This is a genomic window from Brevundimonas sp. 374 (assembly GCF_900102995.1).
GTDB classification, from domain to species: domain Bacteria; phylum Pseudomonadota; class Alphaproteobacteria; order Caulobacterales; family Caulobacteraceae; genus Brevundimonas; species Brevundimonas vesicularis_C.
This window is the reverse complement of the sequence record NZ_FNKT01000002.1, coordinates 197168-212712: the sequence shown is the minus strand read 5'-3', so window position 1 is coordinate 212712 and position 15545 is coordinate 197168. Positions and strand designations below refer to the sequence as shown.

11 protein-coding genes are annotated in these 15545 nt (G+C 67.8%); 7 read left to right on the top strand and 4 right to left on the bottom strand.

All coding sequences use genetic code 11. The annotated features are described in order from the left end of the window. Positions 1–2: 2 nt before the first annotated feature. Together BLR19_RS08410 and ilvA are read right to left on the bottom strand one after the other, a co-directional pair. Positions 3–2210, bottom strand: a complete 2208-nt coding sequence (locus BLR19_RS08410) for a methyl-accepting chemotaxis protein (protein WP_091749625.1) — start codon at positions 2208–2210, stop codon at positions 3–5. Positions 2211–2279: 69 nt separating this feature from the next. Continuing rightward, positions 2280–3794, bottom strand: coding sequence for a threonine ammonia-lyase, biosynthetic (gene ilvA / locus BLR19_RS08405; RefSeq protein WP_091749622.1), 1515 nt, complete (start codon positions 3792–3794; stop codon positions 2280–2282). Positions 3795–3984: 190 nt separating this feature from the next. Between ilvA and nadA the strand changes: the two genes are divergently transcribed. From nadA to nadC, 4 genes are read left to right on the top strand one after another with little or no spacing between them, the layout of a single operon-like run. Beyond that, entirely contained in the window at positions 3985–5076 is a 1092-nt protein-coding gene (gene nadA, locus BLR19_RS08400; protein WP_176758309.1) for a quinolinate synthase NadA, read from the top strand. Between the two features lie 58 nt (positions 5077–5134). Further along, on the top strand, positions 5135–5995 hold the full coding sequence (locus BLR19_RS08395; protein WP_091749619.1) for a metalloprotease: 861 nt from the start codon (positions 5135–5137) through the stop codon (positions 5993–5995). Further along, the gene (locus BLR19_RS08390) at positions 5992–7506 is read left to right on the top strand and encodes an L-aspartate oxidase (RefSeq protein ID WP_091749616.1); all 1515 of its coding nucleotides are present in this window, start codon (positions 5992–5994) and stop codon (positions 7504–7506) included. Before BLR19_RS08395 ends, BLR19_RS08390 begins: the two co-directional genes overlap by 4 nt. Next, complete coding sequence (gene nadC, locus BLR19_RS08385; protein ID WP_091749613.1) at positions 7503–8360, top strand: carboxylating nicotinate-nucleotide diphosphorylase; 858 nt, start codon at positions 7503–7505, stop codon at positions 8358–8360. The genes BLR19_RS08390 and nadC overlap by 4 nt, the downstream gene beginning before the upstream one ends. Positions 8361–8381: 21 nt before the next feature. Here nadC and BLR19_RS08380 read toward each other — a convergent pair whose 3' ends face one another. Next, positions 8382–9443, bottom strand: coding sequence for a cell wall hydrolase (locus BLR19_RS08380; protein ID WP_200918550.1), 1062 nt, complete (start codon positions 9441–9443; stop codon positions 8382–8384). A 511-nt stretch (positions 9444–9954) separates the two neighbouring features. On the opposite strand from BLR19_RS08380, the gene BLR19_RS08375 reads away from it, so the two are divergent. Further along, positions 9955–10140: a hypothetical protein gene (locus BLR19_RS08375; protein ID WP_091749610.1), complete on the top strand. Its 186-nt coding sequence runs from the start codon at positions 9955–9957 to the stop codon at positions 10138–10140. A 246-nt stretch (positions 10141–10386) separates the two neighbouring features. Next, a complete protein-coding gene (locus BLR19_RS08370) occupies positions 10387–10743 on the top strand; it encodes a DUF6481 family protein (protein WP_055752926.1) in 357 nt (118 codons plus the stop codon). Between the two features lie 78 nt (positions 10744–10821). Here the strand turns inward: BLR19_RS08370 and BLR19_RS08365 are convergent, their stop codons facing one another. After that, positions 10822–14097, bottom strand: coding sequence for a PAS domain S-box protein (locus BLR19_RS08365; protein WP_091749606.1), 3276 nt, complete (start codon positions 14095–14097; stop codon positions 10822–10824). A 200-nt stretch (positions 14098–14297) separates the two neighbouring features. Between BLR19_RS08365 and BLR19_RS08360 the strand changes: the two genes are divergently transcribed. Continuing rightward, positions 14298–15479, top strand: a complete 1182-nt coding sequence (locus BLR19_RS08360; RefSeq protein ID WP_091749602.1) for a cell wall hydrolase — start codon at positions 14298–14300, stop codon at positions 15477–15479. The last annotated feature ends 66 nt before the right edge of the window (positions 15480–15545 follow it).

Below are 15545 nucleotides of genomic sequence, written 5' to 3'. Positions count from 1 at the left end.
GATCAGGCGGCGTGTCTCGACTGCGCCGTCTGACCCAGATCAAAGCGACTGATCAGACCCTCCAGTTCGCCGGCCTCGTTCGTCAGGGCGTGGCTGGCGGCGGTGGATTCCTCGACCATGGCGGCGTTCTGCTGGGTGAACTGGTCCATCTGATTGATCGCCACATTGATCTCGCCAATGCCGACCGACTGTTCGCGCGTCGCGGCGGCGATGGTGCGAACCAGGGCGTTGGCCTCCGCGACCTGGACAGCGATGGCGCTGAGGCTATCGCGCGTCAGCGACACCTGATCGGATCCGCGCTGCACATTGCTTTGCGACAGGGCGATCAGCGCCTTGATCTCTTTTGCGGCGCTGGCTGACCGTTCGGCCAGGCCCCGCACCTCGGAAGCGACCACAGCGAAACCGCGCCCGGCTTCGCCAGCCCTGGCGGCCTCCACGCCGGCGTTCAGGGCCAGGAGGCTGGTCTGGAAGGCGATCTCGTCGATGACGCCGACGATCTGATTGATCTGGGTCGAGGACTGCTCGATCTCCGACATGGCGCCGATTGCGTCCTGCACGACGGCCTCGCCCCTGTCGGCCGCCGCCTGAGCGGCCTGAGTGATGTCTCGGGCGCGCTCGGCGTTTTCGGCGCTGCTGCGCACCGTTTGCGTCAGCTCGTCCAGCGCGGCGGCGGTCTGCTCCAGACCGGCGGCCTGCTGCTCGGTGCGGCGCGACAGGCTGTCGGCGGCGGCGGCGATGTCCTGGCATCCGCCGCGCATCGACTGGGCCGTGGTCCAGATGCCGGTCATCGTCGTGTGCAACTGATGCAGGGCGGCGTTGTAATCTTCCGGGATGCGACGCGTGTCGGCGGTGAAGCCCGCCTCTGGCATCCGCCAGGCCAGTTCGCCGGCGGCGAGACGCGACAGACCTTCGCCCAAAGTCTCGACAGCGCGCGTTTGCGAGGCGGCGAAAAGCTCGGTCTCCTCGGCGTGCCGGCGACTGTCGGTCTCGGCAGCGGCACGTTCGCGCTGTTGCTGGTCGCGCCGCGCCAGTCCGTCCCCAAGCTCGAGCCGGAACCCCTCAAGCGCCCGCGCAATCCGGCCCAGTTCGTCGGCCTTGTCCGCACCGGCGACGGGGATGTCATAGCGTCCGTCGCTCATGGTCCGCACATCGGCGGTCAGACGCGCCAGCGGGCGTCGGATCAGACGGTCGCTGGTGATCAAAAGGGCGACGATGATCGCGGCGATGATCAGGACGCCGCCGACCAGAAGCATCAAGGCCAACTGCCGCGCCGGGGCCTCGATCGTCTTGACGGGGATGTCCAGCACGACGGCCCAAGTCGCCTTCTGACCGGGTAAGACCACGGGTTGGATCAGACGTCGAACCGGCTCGCCGTTCACGCTGACGCCCTCGACCGCCTGGGCCTGTCGTTTGGCGATGACGTTGCGCACGATGTCCGCGCCAGCGTCGGCATAGGCCTGGCCTCGCACGGCGGCGTCGGGATGCGCGACCCAGACGCCCTTGTTCGACACCAATGTCACGCGGCCCGTGCCCAGCGGCTTCATCGCCGCCAAGCGCTGCGACAGGTTGGCCAGGGTGATATCCAGGCCCGCGACGCCGATGATGCGGCCGTTGGCGCGCACCGGATAGGCGACCGAGGTCATCGCGACCTTGCCGCCGCCAATGTTCTCTTCATAGGGCTCGACCACGACCGGCGCGCCGCTGGCCATCGGCTCGGTGTAATAGGCTTGTTCGAAGTCCGAGCCGTCAGCCTCGGGCTCCAGGGAAATCTGATCGTCGCGGCGCACCCAGTAGATGGAAAGTCGTCCGTTGACGTTCGAGCTGGTCGCCGCATCACCCATGTGGGCGGCGTCGGCGCCGACGGCGTCCGGGGCGGCCATGAACCAGGCACCCATCACTTGGTCGGTGGCTTCGGCGTTCGGCTTGACCAAGGCCATATAGGCGGCGCGGTCGGTCAGGCCCGTCTGTCGTGCGGCGCCCAGGGTTGCCGCCAGGGTTTTGGCGCCCGTGCCGGCCGAGACGATTTCGTTGCGGATCTCTTGCGAGGCCTCTTGCGCAGCGCTTTCGGCGTATCGGCTGGCCATGTCGCGGACGATCGCGCCGGAATAGGCCGTCACGCCAATGGCGGCGACGATCATCAAGGCGCCGATGGCGAGCCCCGCCACGACGGCGAGCTTCAGGGCGATGGACAGGCGATTGAACGAGAACATGACGAGCTCCGTAGGCCTGTCCCTATGCATCCGCGCCCGCAAACGCCCGGTTAAGGGCGCACTACGTAGTTACGCGCCGTCCAGGAACAGGCGGCACGCCGGATTGGCGGTCTCATCAACGTAAGGGTAGCCCAGATCGGCCAGGGCGGTGGTCAGTTGGTCCTGTTCCTCGGGCGGCACGCTGATCCCCGCCAGCACCCGGCCGACGTCGTCGCCGTGGTTGCGATAGTGAAACAGCGTCAGGGCCCAGGCGGGCTGCAGGCTGTTTAGGAACCGCAGGAAGGCGCCGGGGCGTTCGGGGAACTGGAAGCGCAGGATGCGTTCGTGGGGCAGTCCGACGGTGCGGCCGCCGACCATGTAGCGGACATGCAGCTTGGCGGTCTCATTGTCGCTCATGTCCTCGACCGCATAGCCGCCGGAACGAAGCGCCGCGATCAGGTCGTCCCGCTCGGGCGGACCGTTTCGCAGGGCGACGCCGACGAAGATTTGCGCCTGACCGTCGCCGGCCCAGCGATAGTTGAACTCGGTGACCGAACGACCGTCCAGACTGTCAAGGAACCGACGGTAGTCGTCGCGGTCGTCCTTCATCGCCACGGCCAGCAGGGCCTCGGCGCCCTCGCCGATCTCGGCCCGCTCAGCGACATGGCGCAGCCGATCGAAGTTCAGATTGGCGCCCGAGTTGACGGCGATCAGACTGCCGCTACCGGGATGGGCGGCGGCCCAGGCCTTCAGCCCGGCCAGCGCGACGGCTCCGGAGGGTTCGGCGATGGCGCGGCTGTCGTCGAAAATGTCCTTGATTGCGGCGCAGATGGCGTCGGTGTCCACCAGCACGATCTCGTCTAGCAGATCCTTGCACAGGCGGAATGTCTCGGTCCCGGCTCGACGAACGGCGACGCCGTCGGCGAACAGACCGACCTCGTTCAGGGTCACGACCTGACCCGCATCGATGGCGGATTTCATCGTCGGGGCATCCACCGGCTCGACGCCGATGATCCGGGTCTTGGGCCGCAGGAATTTGACGATCGCCGCCACCCCGGCGGCCAGGCCCCCGCCGCCGATAGGCACAAAGATGGCTTCGATCGGATCGGCGTGCTGACGGGCGATCTCAAGGCCCACCGTGCCCTGGCCCGCGATGACGTCGGGGTCGTCGAAGGGATGGATGAACGCCGCGCCGGTACGGCTCTCCAGTTCACGGGCGTGGGCATAGGCTTCGTCGAAGCTGTCGCCGTACAGAACCACCTCACCGCCCAGGGCGCGGACGGCCGCGACCTTGATGCCGGGTGTGGTGGTGGGCATGACGATGGTGGCGGGAATGTCGCGACGTGCGGCCGCCAGGGCCACCCCTTGCGCGTGATTGCCGGCCGAGGCGCAGATGACGCCCCTGGACAGTTCGTCCTCCGACAGGCCGGCGATCTTGTTGTAGGCGCCGCGGATCTTGAACGAAAAGACCGGCTGCAAGTCCTCGCGCTTCAGCAGGACGGGCCGGTCGAGCCGGGCCGACAGGCGGCGCAGCGGGTCGACGGGCGTTTCCTCCGCCACGTCATAGACGCGGGCGGTGAGGATGCGGCGGATGGTATCCTGCATGGAAATGTCGTGAATAGGCGCTTGGCGGCAAAGAAGTGGGCTGCCATCTAGGCGATATCCATCCACTTGGGAACGGTTTTTGCAAATCGCAGTCATAGATGACTTGCAGGAAGAGTACTGCATTTCCTCTTGCACACCGCCCGCATCGGCCTACATTGCGCCTGCTTATGCTAAATGTGAGCATAAGGGTATGGAGATGATCATGGCTGACGGCGCCTTTGGTCTGACGAAAGAGTTGGAGCGGGAAACCGCGGGGGTGTGGGCCAAGGTCAAGGACCACGTCACGCCGCTGGAATGGCCCGCGCAGGCGCGACTGATCAGCGAAATCAATCGGCTGAAGCGCGAACGCGACGCCGTAATCCTGGCCCACAACTATATGACGCCCGAGATCTTCCACGGGGTCGGGGACTATGTCGGCGACAGCCTGGGGCTGGCCAAGGAGGCCGCGCGGTCGGACGCGAGGGTGATCGTTCAGGCGGGCGTTCACTTCATGGCCGAGACGTCCAAGATCCTGTCGCCCGAGAAGATCGTGCTAATCCCCGACCTGCGCGCCGGGTGTTCGCTGGCTTCATCAGTCACGGGGGCGGATGTGCGGCTGATCAAGCAGCGCTATCCGGGCCTGCCGGTCGTGACCTATGTGAACACCACCGCCGATGTGAAGGCCGAGACCGACATCTGCTGCACGTCCGCCAACGCCGTTCAGGTGGTGGAATGGGCGGCCAGGGAATGGGGAGTGGACCGCGTCATCCTGATCCCGGACGAGTTCCTGGCGCGCAATGTCGCGGCCCAGACGACGGTCGGGATCATCGCCTGGAAGGGCCGCTGCGAGGTGCACGAGCGGTTCACGGTCGGCGATATCGCCGAGATGCGCGCCGCCTATCCGGGCGCCGAAATCCTGGCCCACCCCGAATGCCCTGAGGACGTGCTGGCGGCGGCGGACTTCGCCGGCTCGACGGCGGCGATGACCGACTATGTCGAAGCGCGCCGGCCCAAACAGGTGGTGATGATCACCGAATGTTCCATGGCCTCGAACGTGGCCGGCGACGTACCGGGCGTGCAGTTCATCGGCCCGTGCAACCTGTGCCCGCACATGAAGCGGATCACGCTTCAGAACATCCACGACTGCCTGCTGAACATGCAGTTCGAGGTCACGGTGCCGGCCGACATGATCGAGCGTGGACGCCTGGCGGTGCAGCGAATGATCGACCTGCCGCCGCCAGCCATTCCCGCGCGCTACGATCTGGTCAAGGCGCGCCACCACGTGGATGTGGAACTGATCTGAGCGTGACGCGGCGATCGGTCCCGGAGACGGGACGGTCGTCCGCGCCCATCTGGACGCCATGAGCAACACAGACACCACAGATCAGACGCCCCACCGCACGCCGGGGCCTTGGGACGCCAAGCCCGACGCGACATCGGCGCGTGAAACCGCGCCGGCGCCCGCGGCCGAGGCGCCGATCGAGAAGGACCAGAGCCTGGTGTGGGCGATGCTGTCCACGGCGTTGATGGGCGGCTTCCTGTGGTGGATCACGGGCAGCGCCATCGTGGCGGGCGCGGTGCTGATCGGCCTGTTCGTCCATGAGGCGGGCCACGCCCTGGCGATGAACAAGCTCGGCATGGGGCCGGCCCGCATCTACATCATCCCCTTCCTGGGCGGCCTCGCCAAGGCGCGGCGTGAGCCGAAAAGCGAGTGGGACGGGGTTCTGGTGTCGTTGGCCGGACCGGCCTTCGGCCTGCTGGCGATGATCCCCTTCGTCGGGGTCTGGATGGTTCTGGGGCAGGGAGAGTGGCTGATGGGCGCCTTCTTCATCGCCATGCTCAATCTGGTGAACCTTGTGCCTGCGCCGCCTCTGGATGGATCCAAGGCTCTTGGCCCGGTGCTGACGCGTGTGCATCCGCGTCTGGAGCAGATCGTGCTGCTAGTCATCGGCGTGGCGGTGGTCTGGTGGGGGCTGACGACCGGGCGCTTTATCTTGGCCGCCTTCCTGGCTCTGTCGGTGTTCAGCCATCTGAAGCGTGGCGTCTGGCGCGCGGCCTGGGGCACGCTGAGCTGGCCCGAGGCGGGCAAGAGCTTGGCCCTCTATCTGCTGACCCTCGCGATCTGCGCGGCGGCGGCCGTCGGCGCCTTGATGCTGATGACGGGGGGCGATCCGGCCGGCGCGGTGCAGTTCGGCCTCAACTATTTGGGCTTTGGACGATGAACCGAACGCGGCACGATGGACCTCTGATCGTCGGGGCGGGGCTGGCGGGGCTGTCGGCTGCGCTTGAGGCGGCGAAGGCTGGGGCAAAGGTTCTGGTCGTGACGCCCGAGCCGTTGCTGAACGCCTGTTCGTCCGCGTGGGCGCAGGGCGGGATGGCGGCGGCGCTGACAGGGCAGGACTCGGCCGCATTGCACGCCAAGGATACCGAGGCGGCGGGCGCGGGTCTGGTCGAGCCGGTCGCGGCGCGCGCCCTGACCGAAGCCGGGCGCGAGACGGTCGAGTGGTTGGCGGCCTTGGGCGCGCCGTTCGACCGGGATGCGGACGGCGGCTTTGTGGTCAGTCTGGAGGCGGCTCATTCCGTTCCTCGCGTGGCCCGGGTCGGCGGCGACGGCGCTGGCCGAGCCATCCTGTCTGCTGTCGTTGCGGCGGTGCGGGCTGAAAAGTTGATCGAGGTCTGGGACGACGCGCGGCTGAAGGCCCTGTCGCAGGATGCCGACGGCCGAGTGGTCGGGGCGATGGTCGTGCGCGGCGACCGCCTGGTCGAGATCACGGCGACGGCGGTGGTGTTGGCCACGGGCGGGGCGGGCGGTCTGTTCGCAGCGACCACGACCCCGGCGGCGTTGAAGGGCGAGGGGATGGCCCTTGCCGCGCGCGCCGGCGCGGAAATCCTCGATCCCGAGTTCGTACAATTCCACCCCACGGCTATCGACGTGGGACTGGAGCCCACGCCGCTGGCGACCGAGGCTTTGCGGGGCGAGGGCGCGCGGCTGATCGATGGTCAGGGGCGCTTTCTATTGGGCGAGGCGGACGACGCCGATCTGAAACCGCGCGACGTGGTGGCGCGGGCGGTCCATGCGGCGCGCGCCGACGGGCGAGGGGCCTTTCTGGATGCGCGGGCAGCGATCGGGGACGAGTTTCCGCACGCGTTTCCCGCCGTCTTCGGTGCCTGTATGCGCGCCGGTCTGGACCCGCGCGTCAGCCCGATCCCGGTGATGGCGGCGTGCCATTATCACATGGGCGGGATCGCCGCCGATGCCGACGGCCGCACGACGGTCGCGGGCCTTTATGCGGTCGGAGAGTGCGCGGCGACCGGCGTCCACGGCGCCAACCGGCTGGCGTCCAACTCTCTGCTGGAAGCGGCGGCCTTCGGTCGGCGCACAGGCAGGTCGGCGGCCCAGGAAGTCGGCGGCGGCCGCGCGTTGGCGACCGAGGTTTCGCCCGACCTGCCGGATGAGGCGATGGCCGAACTGCGGACCGCCATGACGGCGCATGCTGGCGTGGTGCGCGATGCGGCGGGGCTGCAGACCCTGACCGCCCTGATCGACCGGCTGGAGAGGCAGTGCGGGCCAGCGGCTGTTCTTCTGGCGGCGCGGCTCATCGCCCAAGCGGCGCTGGACCGGCATGAGAGCCGGGGCGGGCACTACCGCTCGGACTATCCGCAGACGGGTGGGGCGGCGGTGCATACGCGGGTTCGGATTCCCCATCCGGCGGCGCTGGAGGCGGCGGAATGAGACGACTTCCAGAAGTCCTGATCGAGCCCGTCGTGCGGCTGGCGCTGGCTGAGGACTTGGGTCGTGCCGGCGACATGACCGCCATGGCATGCATCCCAGAGGATGCGCGGATGAAGGCGGCCTTTGCGGCCAGAAAACCCGGCGTGCTGGCCGGCATCGACTGCGTGCGCTTGGCCGTGCTGGCCATGGACCCCAACGCCTCGGTCGATCTGCGGCTGAGGGATGGCGACGCCTTCGAGGCCGGCGCCGTGCTGGCGGTTGTCGAGGCCGACGCGCGGGCCTTCCTCTCGGCCGAGCGGACGGCGCTCAATCTGGTCGGACGGCTCAGCGGGGTGGCGACCTTGACGCGCACCTATGTCGAAGCCGTCGCCGGGACGAAGGCGCGGATCGCGGATACGCGCAAGACCACGCCAGGCCTGCGCGCGCTGGAGAAGCACGCCGTGGCCTGCGGCGGCGGTATCAACCATCGCTTCGGGCTGGATGACGCCATCCTGATCAAGGACAACCACGTCGCTGTCTGTGGCGGCGTCGCCGAGGCGGTGCGGCGGGCCAAGGCCTTCGCCCCGCATTTGATGAAGGTCGAGGTCGAGGTAGATGGGCTGGATCAACTGGGCGCCGTATTGGCCCTGATCGACGAGGGCGCGGTGCCCGATGTCATCATGGTGGACAACTTCAGCCTCGACGACCTGTGCGCCGCCGTGGCGCGCGTCGCAGGGCGGATCGTGCTTGAGGCCTCGGGCGGGGTCGATCTGACAACCGTGCGCGGCATCGCCGAGACGGGGGTGGACGTCATCTCGGTCGGCGCCCTGACCCATTCGGCGCCGGTTCTGGATATCGGCCTGGACGCGCTCTGACGGCCTCCAGGCCTCCGCCGATCAAGCGGGGCTGGAGGCCGTTTCGGCGACGTCGGTCTTGGCCGAGGTCTCGTTCGCCCGCGCAGGGCGGGAAGCCGGTTGGGACACGGCGGCGCGCGTGGCGGCAGGCGAGGACGTCGTCGACTGGGCCGCCGGCGCGGGCAGGGCGCGGCCTTCCTGCGCCAGCACCATCGAATAGGCGACCGCTTGTCCGGCTTGGCGCGCGGTTTCGACCGGGTTTAGGCCGGCCTGGATCAGGCGTGGCTGGTCCGCCGGCGCCGCGCGACGGGCGGCGTAGGTGAAGGTCCCGCCGGTGCTTGAACGGCCGCCGAAGCGATAGAACAGATGGCTGCCGACCTGGCTGACCTGCACCAGCGACGAACGCCAACCCGGCGTCACGGCGGTGGTGTGGAAGTGGGTCGCATTGCCGACGCGCGAGAAGACCGACCCCGACATGGCGTTCGAGGCCACGGTCCTGGCGCGGTTCCAGGCAGCCTGGTTGACGCGTCCACGCATCGCGCCGGAGCAGGTGAAGGAGAACTGGCAACCGGTGCTGCGCGCCGCCCCTTGGAAGACGACGCCGCAGACCGTCTTGGGGAAGGCGGGGTGGCGCACGCGGTTCAGGACGACCTGGGCCACGGCCTTCATGCCGTCGGCGCCTTCGCCACGGGCTTCATAATAGACGGCCTGGGTCAGGCAATCGAGATCGCGGCTGGCGTCCAAGGCGTTGGCGACGCGGAACGCGGGCGCGGCGGTCGGTGCGGTTAGGCTGGCGCGGCGAAGGTTGGGGTCGCCCGGCGCACGGAGTTGTTCGAGACGGGCGGCCAGCAGTTCGGCCTGGCGATCGCGCTGGGCCGAGCCCGCGCTGGTGTAGGGATCGTGTCGACGCGCGATGGTCAGGGCGCTGGCGTCGAGGCCGCCGGCGGCGGCGGCGAGAGCTTCTTCCGTGAAACCGGCGGCGGTGGCGCCTTGAATCCGTTCGGCCTGGGCGCGCAGCGTCGTCGCGCGCGCCGTCGTGCCGCCCAGATAGGCGCATCCGATCGCCAGTCCCAACAGACCGCCAAAGGCTGCAGCAGCCGTCATGGGCTTGATCTTGGCCACACGATCGGCGCGCAAAATGGCGCGCGTCTGCGAGGAATGCGACAACGAGATAGTCCTGTTCAGCAGGGCGAGAAACGCGGCCCCCGGGGTAGTCTTGCCGGCGAGGCGACCCATTGCGGTCGCGGTCCAGCCTGCAAATTCCGGCGCTCGGCTCAGTGGCCCGGGCGTCGAGGACGGGCCTTTAGCCAGCCTTTTATGGCCTCAATGTGTTCGATTTGCAATCCGATGGTTAACGCCTCGAATTCGGTAGGTATTTTTCAGTCGCGGCGACCCGTGTGGCTGCAAAACGGCAAGGCTAGATAAATCTATAGGCCGAATACTGTATCCATCAACAGTTGAACTTGTTATGTCTAGATATGCTGCATCGCAGCAAACTAACTGGAGCGAACAAAGCTGTTTAGAATTGTGGCGGTGGTCGTCGGCGCAACTAGAGCCTAAGCCAGGAACCGCTATGCCGCGCTCGCGTTCAAGCGTGGCCTTTGGAGAGAAACCCATGACAAAAATTATCACCGTGACCGTAGCGGCTGCGGCGGCCATCTCCCTGTCTGCCTGCGGCGCGACCATCGAACAGAAGGCCGCCAGCGGTGCTATCGCCGGCGCGGTCGTCGGCGGCCCGGTCGGCGCCGCCGTGGGCGGTGCGGCTGGGACAGCTGTCGGCCAAGCGCAAAAGCCGAACTAAGACCGCCTCGGTCGACGCACGCTCTTATCGCCGCGCTTGCGATCAGGGCTGCGGCACCTATCTGATCGAAGTGTTGCGGCCACGCCGCCGCGACGCTCCAAATGACGCATCAGGCCGATTTGCGGGCTGCGAACCTTGATTTCCGCGCGCTTATCGGCTTTGTGCGCCCCGCTTCGGGCCGTGCGTGGCGCAGCCTGACCCCCGACGACCGCCCTGGTCGCTCACAAGGAACCCTGACGCTTTCGCATGAAAGATCTGAAGACCGGATTCTCCGACCGCATTACCGCCCAGCAAGAGGCCAAGAAGGCCCTGCTCGCCAAATTCAAGCCCAAGGCCGCCGCGCCCGATCCCGAGTTCGAGCGTCTGGCTGAGAAGCGCGCCGCCGAAAAAGAGGCCCTGCGTCAGCAGCACGAGCTGGCCAAGGCCGAGCAGCGTCGTGAAAAGGCTGAAAAGGAAGCCGCTCGTCTGGCCGCCGAACTCGCCGCCCAGGAAGAGATCGACGCGGAAAAGCGCGCCGACCGCAAGGCGCGCAAGCAACTGACCAAGGAAGAGCAGAAGGCCAAGCGCGACGCGCGTTACGCCGCCCGCAAGGCCCGCCGCTAAATCCAGCTGCGGCTCCAAACAGATCGACGCGTCGCATCGCTGCGGCGCGTTTTTCTTTGGCGTTAGTTCCCTTGTTAGTTAGTTCGTCGGCGCGGCGCTGAGGCGTTCCAGCAGGGCGCGCAACTGGTCCGACGAATAGGGTTTGCGCAGCAGCGGCCAGATCGTGTCGGCCAGCACCGCATCCACGTCCTCGCCGACGTAGCCCGAGGTCAGGGCGATCCGCAGATCCGGCCAGCGCGCCGCCGCCTCGCGCGCCAAATCGATCCCGCTCATGCCGCCGGGCATCACCACGTCGGTCAGCATCAGATCGAAGTCGTCGGCCTGAAGGAACTTCAGCGCATCGTCGCCCGTCTCGGCCCAGTCGACCTCCAGCCCGAAACCTTCCAAGATTTCGAGCGCGATGGCGGCGACGCCGGCGTCGTCCTCCACCAGCAACATCCGCCCGCCCTCGACCAAGGGGGCGCCATCGGCGGCGACCAGGTTCGACGTCATCGCGGCGTCCTCTGCCGACAGGGGCGGCAGGAAGATGCAGATCTCGGCCCCACGTCCCGGCTCGGAGATGATCTGGACGCCGCCGCCTGACTGGCGTGCGAACCCATAGACTTGGCTCAGCCCCAGGCCCGTCCCCTTGCCGACGCCCTTGGTGGTGAAGAACGGTTCGAACACTCGGTCGCGTATGTCCGGCGACATGCCTTCGCCGTTGTCGGCGACGCTGACGCAGACATAGTCGCCGGCCGCCAGCTCGGCGATCTGTCCCGCCTCGACGGCGCAGGCCCGCGTCTGCACGGTGATGCGGGCCTGGCGGCCCTTGGCCCCGGTCACATCGCCCAGAGCGTCGCGCGCATTGACGATCAGGTTCAGCAGCGCGGCTTCGAACTGGGCCGGATCGACATTGGCGGGCGCGCCGCCGCGCTTCAGCTTGACCTTGAAGTCCACGGCCTCGCCAACGGCCCGGCGCAGCAGCGGTTCGCTCTCGCGGATCAGGGCGTTGAGATCGATCGGCTCGGGCCGCAGAGCCTGACGACGCGAGAAGGCCAGCAACTGATGCGTCAAGCTCTCGCCTCGTCGCGCCGCCGCCAGCGCCGCCTCGCCCAGCTTCTTGCGCTTGGCCGCGTCCTCGCTGCGCAGGATGATGTCCAAGGCCCCGATCACGACGGTCAGCAGATTGTTGAAGTCATGCGCGACCCCGCCGGTCAGCCGCCCGACGGCCTCCATCCGCTGGGCATGGACCAGTTGCGCCTCGGCCTGGGCCTTTTCGATCAGGGCCTCGTCGACCCTTTCTTCCAGCAGTTCATTGATGCGTTTGAGGTCGTCTTCGGCCCGCTTGGCGTCGGTCACATCCAGGCAGGCGCCGACATAGCCCTGGAAAAGACCCGAGGCGTCGAAGCGCGGCACGCCTTCAGTCCGCAGCCAGCGCGGGCCGAGCGTCGGGTGGTTGATCCGCGTCAGCGCCTCGAACCGATCCCGGGCCTCGAAGGCGCGCATGAAGGCGGCGGCGAAGACCCCCTCGTCGTCCGGATGGATCAGTCGCCTCCAACTGTCGGGCAGATGCGCGTCCGCCTCGACGCCGAAGAAGGTGCGGTAGCGCCTGTTGGCGAACACCATCTGGGCGGCGTCGTCGCTCATCCAGATCAGGGCGGGCGCGCTGTCGGCGACGGTGCGGAAGCGGTTCTCGGATTCCTCTAGTCGGGCCTGGGCCGTGCGCATGTCCGTCACGTCGAAAGCCACGCCCACGAAGCCGACGACCTCCTGGCCCGCCAGACGGGGACGGGAGAAGGACTTCAGCCACCGCCATTCGCCATCGTGACGGCGATAGCGCGCCTCCATCGAAAAGGGCTCGCGCGTCGCTTCCCCGTTAATCGATTCCGCCAGGATGCGCGCCTGATCCTCGGGATGCAGCGCGCTTCGCCAATCCAGGTTGAGGACGGTCTGATAGTCCGACCCATGGAAATCGACATAGGCGCGGTTCACGAAGGCGCGCGTGCGATCCTGTTTGGTGACCCAGATCAGCACCGGCGCGGTGTCGGCGATGGCGCGGAACCGCTGTTCGCTCTCACGGGTCTCGTTTTCCGCGCGGGCGCGCTCGACCTCGGCCCAGGTGCGCGCCGCGACTTCTTCGACAAGGCTGACCTCGGCCTCGGTCCAGTCGCGCGGCGTCGCCGAATGGACATAGAGAAACGCGCGCAAACGTCCGGTCCGGATCAGCGGCGCGCGCACCAGAGCGCGGGTCTGGATGGCGTCGAAGGCGTCGGCGACCGCCGCCGTGCGAAGGTCCTCGCGCACATCTGAAATCTGGATGGTGCGGCCTTCATTCAGGTCCGAGATCAGACCTTCGCCAAAAGCGTTCAGGCTGAATTGTCCTTGGGCGCTCTCGACGCCAGCGGTCCAATCGCGGCTCATGGAGACGACGCCCGCCGATTGATCGACCTCGCCATAGCCGACCCGGTCGACGTCTAGCAGCGCGCCAAGCGTGCTCTCCACATCGGCCATGATGTCTTCGGGATCGGTCAGGTCGCGCAGCCGGTCGCTGAGGTCCAGCAGGAACGCCTGACGTCGCGCGGCGCGCGCCGCCGCATCCAGCGCCTCACGGGTTTCGGTCACGTCGAAGGAAATGCCGGCATAGCCCACGAAGACGCCTTGGCCGTCGAAGCGCGGACGCACGACGGCCCGCATCCAGCGCCAGACGCCGTCCTGCCCCAGAACGCGCGCCTCCATCTGAAACGGCTTGCGATCAGCGGCGCCGGCCTTCTCGGCCGCCTTCACGGTCTCCAGATCGTCGGGGTGAACGGCCGTCTTCCAGCCGCCTTCGCGCAACGCCTCGATGTCCAGCCCGTGCAGGGTGAAGACGGCGGCGTTGACGAACTCGAACTCGCCCTTGGCGTCCAGCAGCCAGATCGGCGAGGGGGCGGTATCGGCGAGTTCGCGGAACCGGGTCTCGCTTTCACTCAGCCGCGACAGGGCCTTGCGGAGCGACGCCCCCACCGCCGCGATGAACAGGCCGACGAGAACGAAATTCCAAGTCGCCGCACCACCGATGGCGTCAAGCACGCCATCCCGGCCGGTCGCCGTCAGCGCGACGATCGCCCAGCCGCCGCCGGTGCACACCGCCAGCGCCGTCAAGGCTCCGGTCCAGCCGGCCGCCAGAGCCGCCAGGGTCACCGCCGGCAACAGGATGGTGAAGCCGGTCACCTCGCCATACAGCGGCGACGCCGCCGCACGGATCGCCAAACCCGCGAGGGCGACGCCCATCCCGATCAAAAGGCGATGCGTCGGCGAGGCCGTCGACAGGCGCGCCAGGCCGATCAGCCAGCGATCCATGACCGCGATCCGCCGTTTCGATCCGCCTGCGCTCATATCGTCGGTTCGTCCCACCAGCGACGCGTTTGCCCCGCTGGAACATAGTTTTACACCTTGCGTTTGGGGCGACCACCCCTGACGCGCAGAGGGGTTTGATAACGGCGGTCGTCGTGACGCCGGAAAATCGCCTATAAGTCGGACTAGATGCGCGATCTCAGCGAAAGGCCGGTGCGCCGATCGCGGCTATTGGACCCTGAATGACCCGGTTGCCCTGGAAGACGATGTGGAAGGCGCTGCGGCGTTCGGCGGCGGCCTTGCCCGCGGCCGGCGCGGTGCTGGGCGTCGCCATGGCGGCGGGGTCCAGCGTGCGGCCCGATATGGATCGGACGGCAGAGGCTGTCTCGCGCATCACCGGCGGCGACCTCGGCGCGGGCGGGTTGGCCGCGATTAAGGGGCGATTGACGCCGTCGCAGCTGGCCGTCGCCATGCGGCATGATCCCAACCTTCTGCAGCCGGCTCTCTACGGACTGACGCCGGGCTGGGAGAGCTTGACGCTGGCCGGCAAGCCAGGTCTGGAATCGGGCAAGAGCGGCCTCGAGGCCCAACGTCTGAACGCGGCCATGGCGCCCGCGTCCGGCGCGCTGCGTCCTGCCCTGCCGTTCGTGTTCAAGGGCAGCGCCGAGGATCGCAGGCGGGCTTTGCGCTGCCTGACCCAGGCGGTCTATTACGAGGCGGCGCTTGAACCGGACAACGGCCAGGCGGGCGTGGCGCAGGTGGTCCTGAACCGCGTGCGCGATCCGAACTACGCCAACACCGTCTGCGGCGTGGTGTTCGAAGGCGCCGAACGCGTCACCGGCTGTCAGTTCAGCTTCACCTGCGACGGCTCGCTGGGCCAGGCTCCGGTCGGTTGGGCCTGGGAGCGGGCGCGCAAGGTCGCTGAGCGCGCGCTGAACGGCGCCGTGGCTCAAGAGGTGGGGACCGCCACACACTATCACGCCGACTATGTGCATCCCTGGTGGGCGCCGACGGTGGCCAAGGTGACGCAAATCGGCGCGCACATCTTCTATCGCTGGAAGGGCGTCTATGGCGAAACGGCCGCCTTCCGCAAAACCTACAATGGGCGCGAGCCGGCGATCGACGAGGCGCGTTTTTCGCGTCCCCGTATGACGATCGCGGCCGGCTCTGCCACCGGCGGCGCCGATCCCGACGCTCCGCTGAAAGACGCGCCGTTGAAGACGGTCGAGATCGATGGTCAGCAGCGGGTCGTCGGCGTGGTCAGCCTGGGCGGTCGCCGCCTGCCGACGCGTGATGAAGTCGCCGCCATCAACGCGCGCTTGAACGCCTTGGAGCGGCCCGCATCGTCCACCAAACCCGCCGCCCCGGCGCCCACAGGCGTCACGACGATGGATGTGGAGGAAGTCGGTCGCCCCGCGAACTGACATCCTGCATTGCAACGCTTCGCCACTCCGAGCATTGATGTCGATGGCCGGACATGACCGGCCCAG

What these genes read in the sequence shown, in the direction of transcription:
- BLR19_RS08410 (WP_091749625.1), bottom strand. Translation starts at nt 2,210, where the DNA reads ATGTTCTCGTTCAATCGCCTGTCCATCGCCCTGAAGCTCGCCGTCGTG.
- ilvA (WP_091749622.1), bottom strand. Translation starts at nt 3,794, where the DNA reads ATGCAGGATACCATCCGCCGCATCCTCACCGCCCGCGTCTATGACGTG.
- nadA (WP_176758309.1), top strand. Translation starts at nt 3,985, where the DNA reads ATGGAGATGATCATGGCTGACGGCGCCTTTGGTCTGACGAAAGAGTTG.
- BLR19_RS08395 (WP_091749619.1), top strand. Translation starts at nt 5,135, where the DNA reads ATGAGCAACACAGACACCACAGATCAGACGCCCCACCGCACGCCGGGG.
- BLR19_RS08390 (WP_091749616.1), top strand. Translation starts at nt 5,992, where the DNA reads ATGAACCGAACGCGGCACGATGGACCTCTGATCGTCGGGGCGGGGCTG.
- nadC (WP_091749613.1), top strand. Translation starts at nt 7,503, where the DNA reads ATGAGACGACTTCCAGAAGTCCTGATCGAGCCCGTCGTGCGGCTGGCG.
- BLR19_RS08380 (WP_200918550.1), bottom strand. Translation starts at nt 9,443, where the DNA reads ATGACGGCTGCTGCAGCCTTTGGCGGTCTGTTGGGACTGGCGATCGGA.
- BLR19_RS08375 (WP_091749610.1), top strand. Translation starts at nt 9,955, where the DNA reads ATGACAAAAATTATCACCGTGACCGTAGCGGCTGCGGCGGCCATCTCC.
- BLR19_RS08370 (WP_055752926.1), top strand. Translation starts at nt 10,387, where the DNA reads ATGAAAGATCTGAAGACCGGATTCTCCGACCGCATTACCGCCCAGCAA.
- BLR19_RS08365 (WP_091749606.1), bottom strand. Translation starts at nt 14,097, where the DNA reads ATGAGCGCAGGCGGATCGAAACGGCGGATCGCGGTCATGGATCGCTGG.
- BLR19_RS08360 (WP_091749602.1), top strand. Translation starts at nt 14,298, where the DNA reads ATGACCCGGTTGCCCTGGAAGACGATGTGGAAGGCGCTGCGGCGTTCG.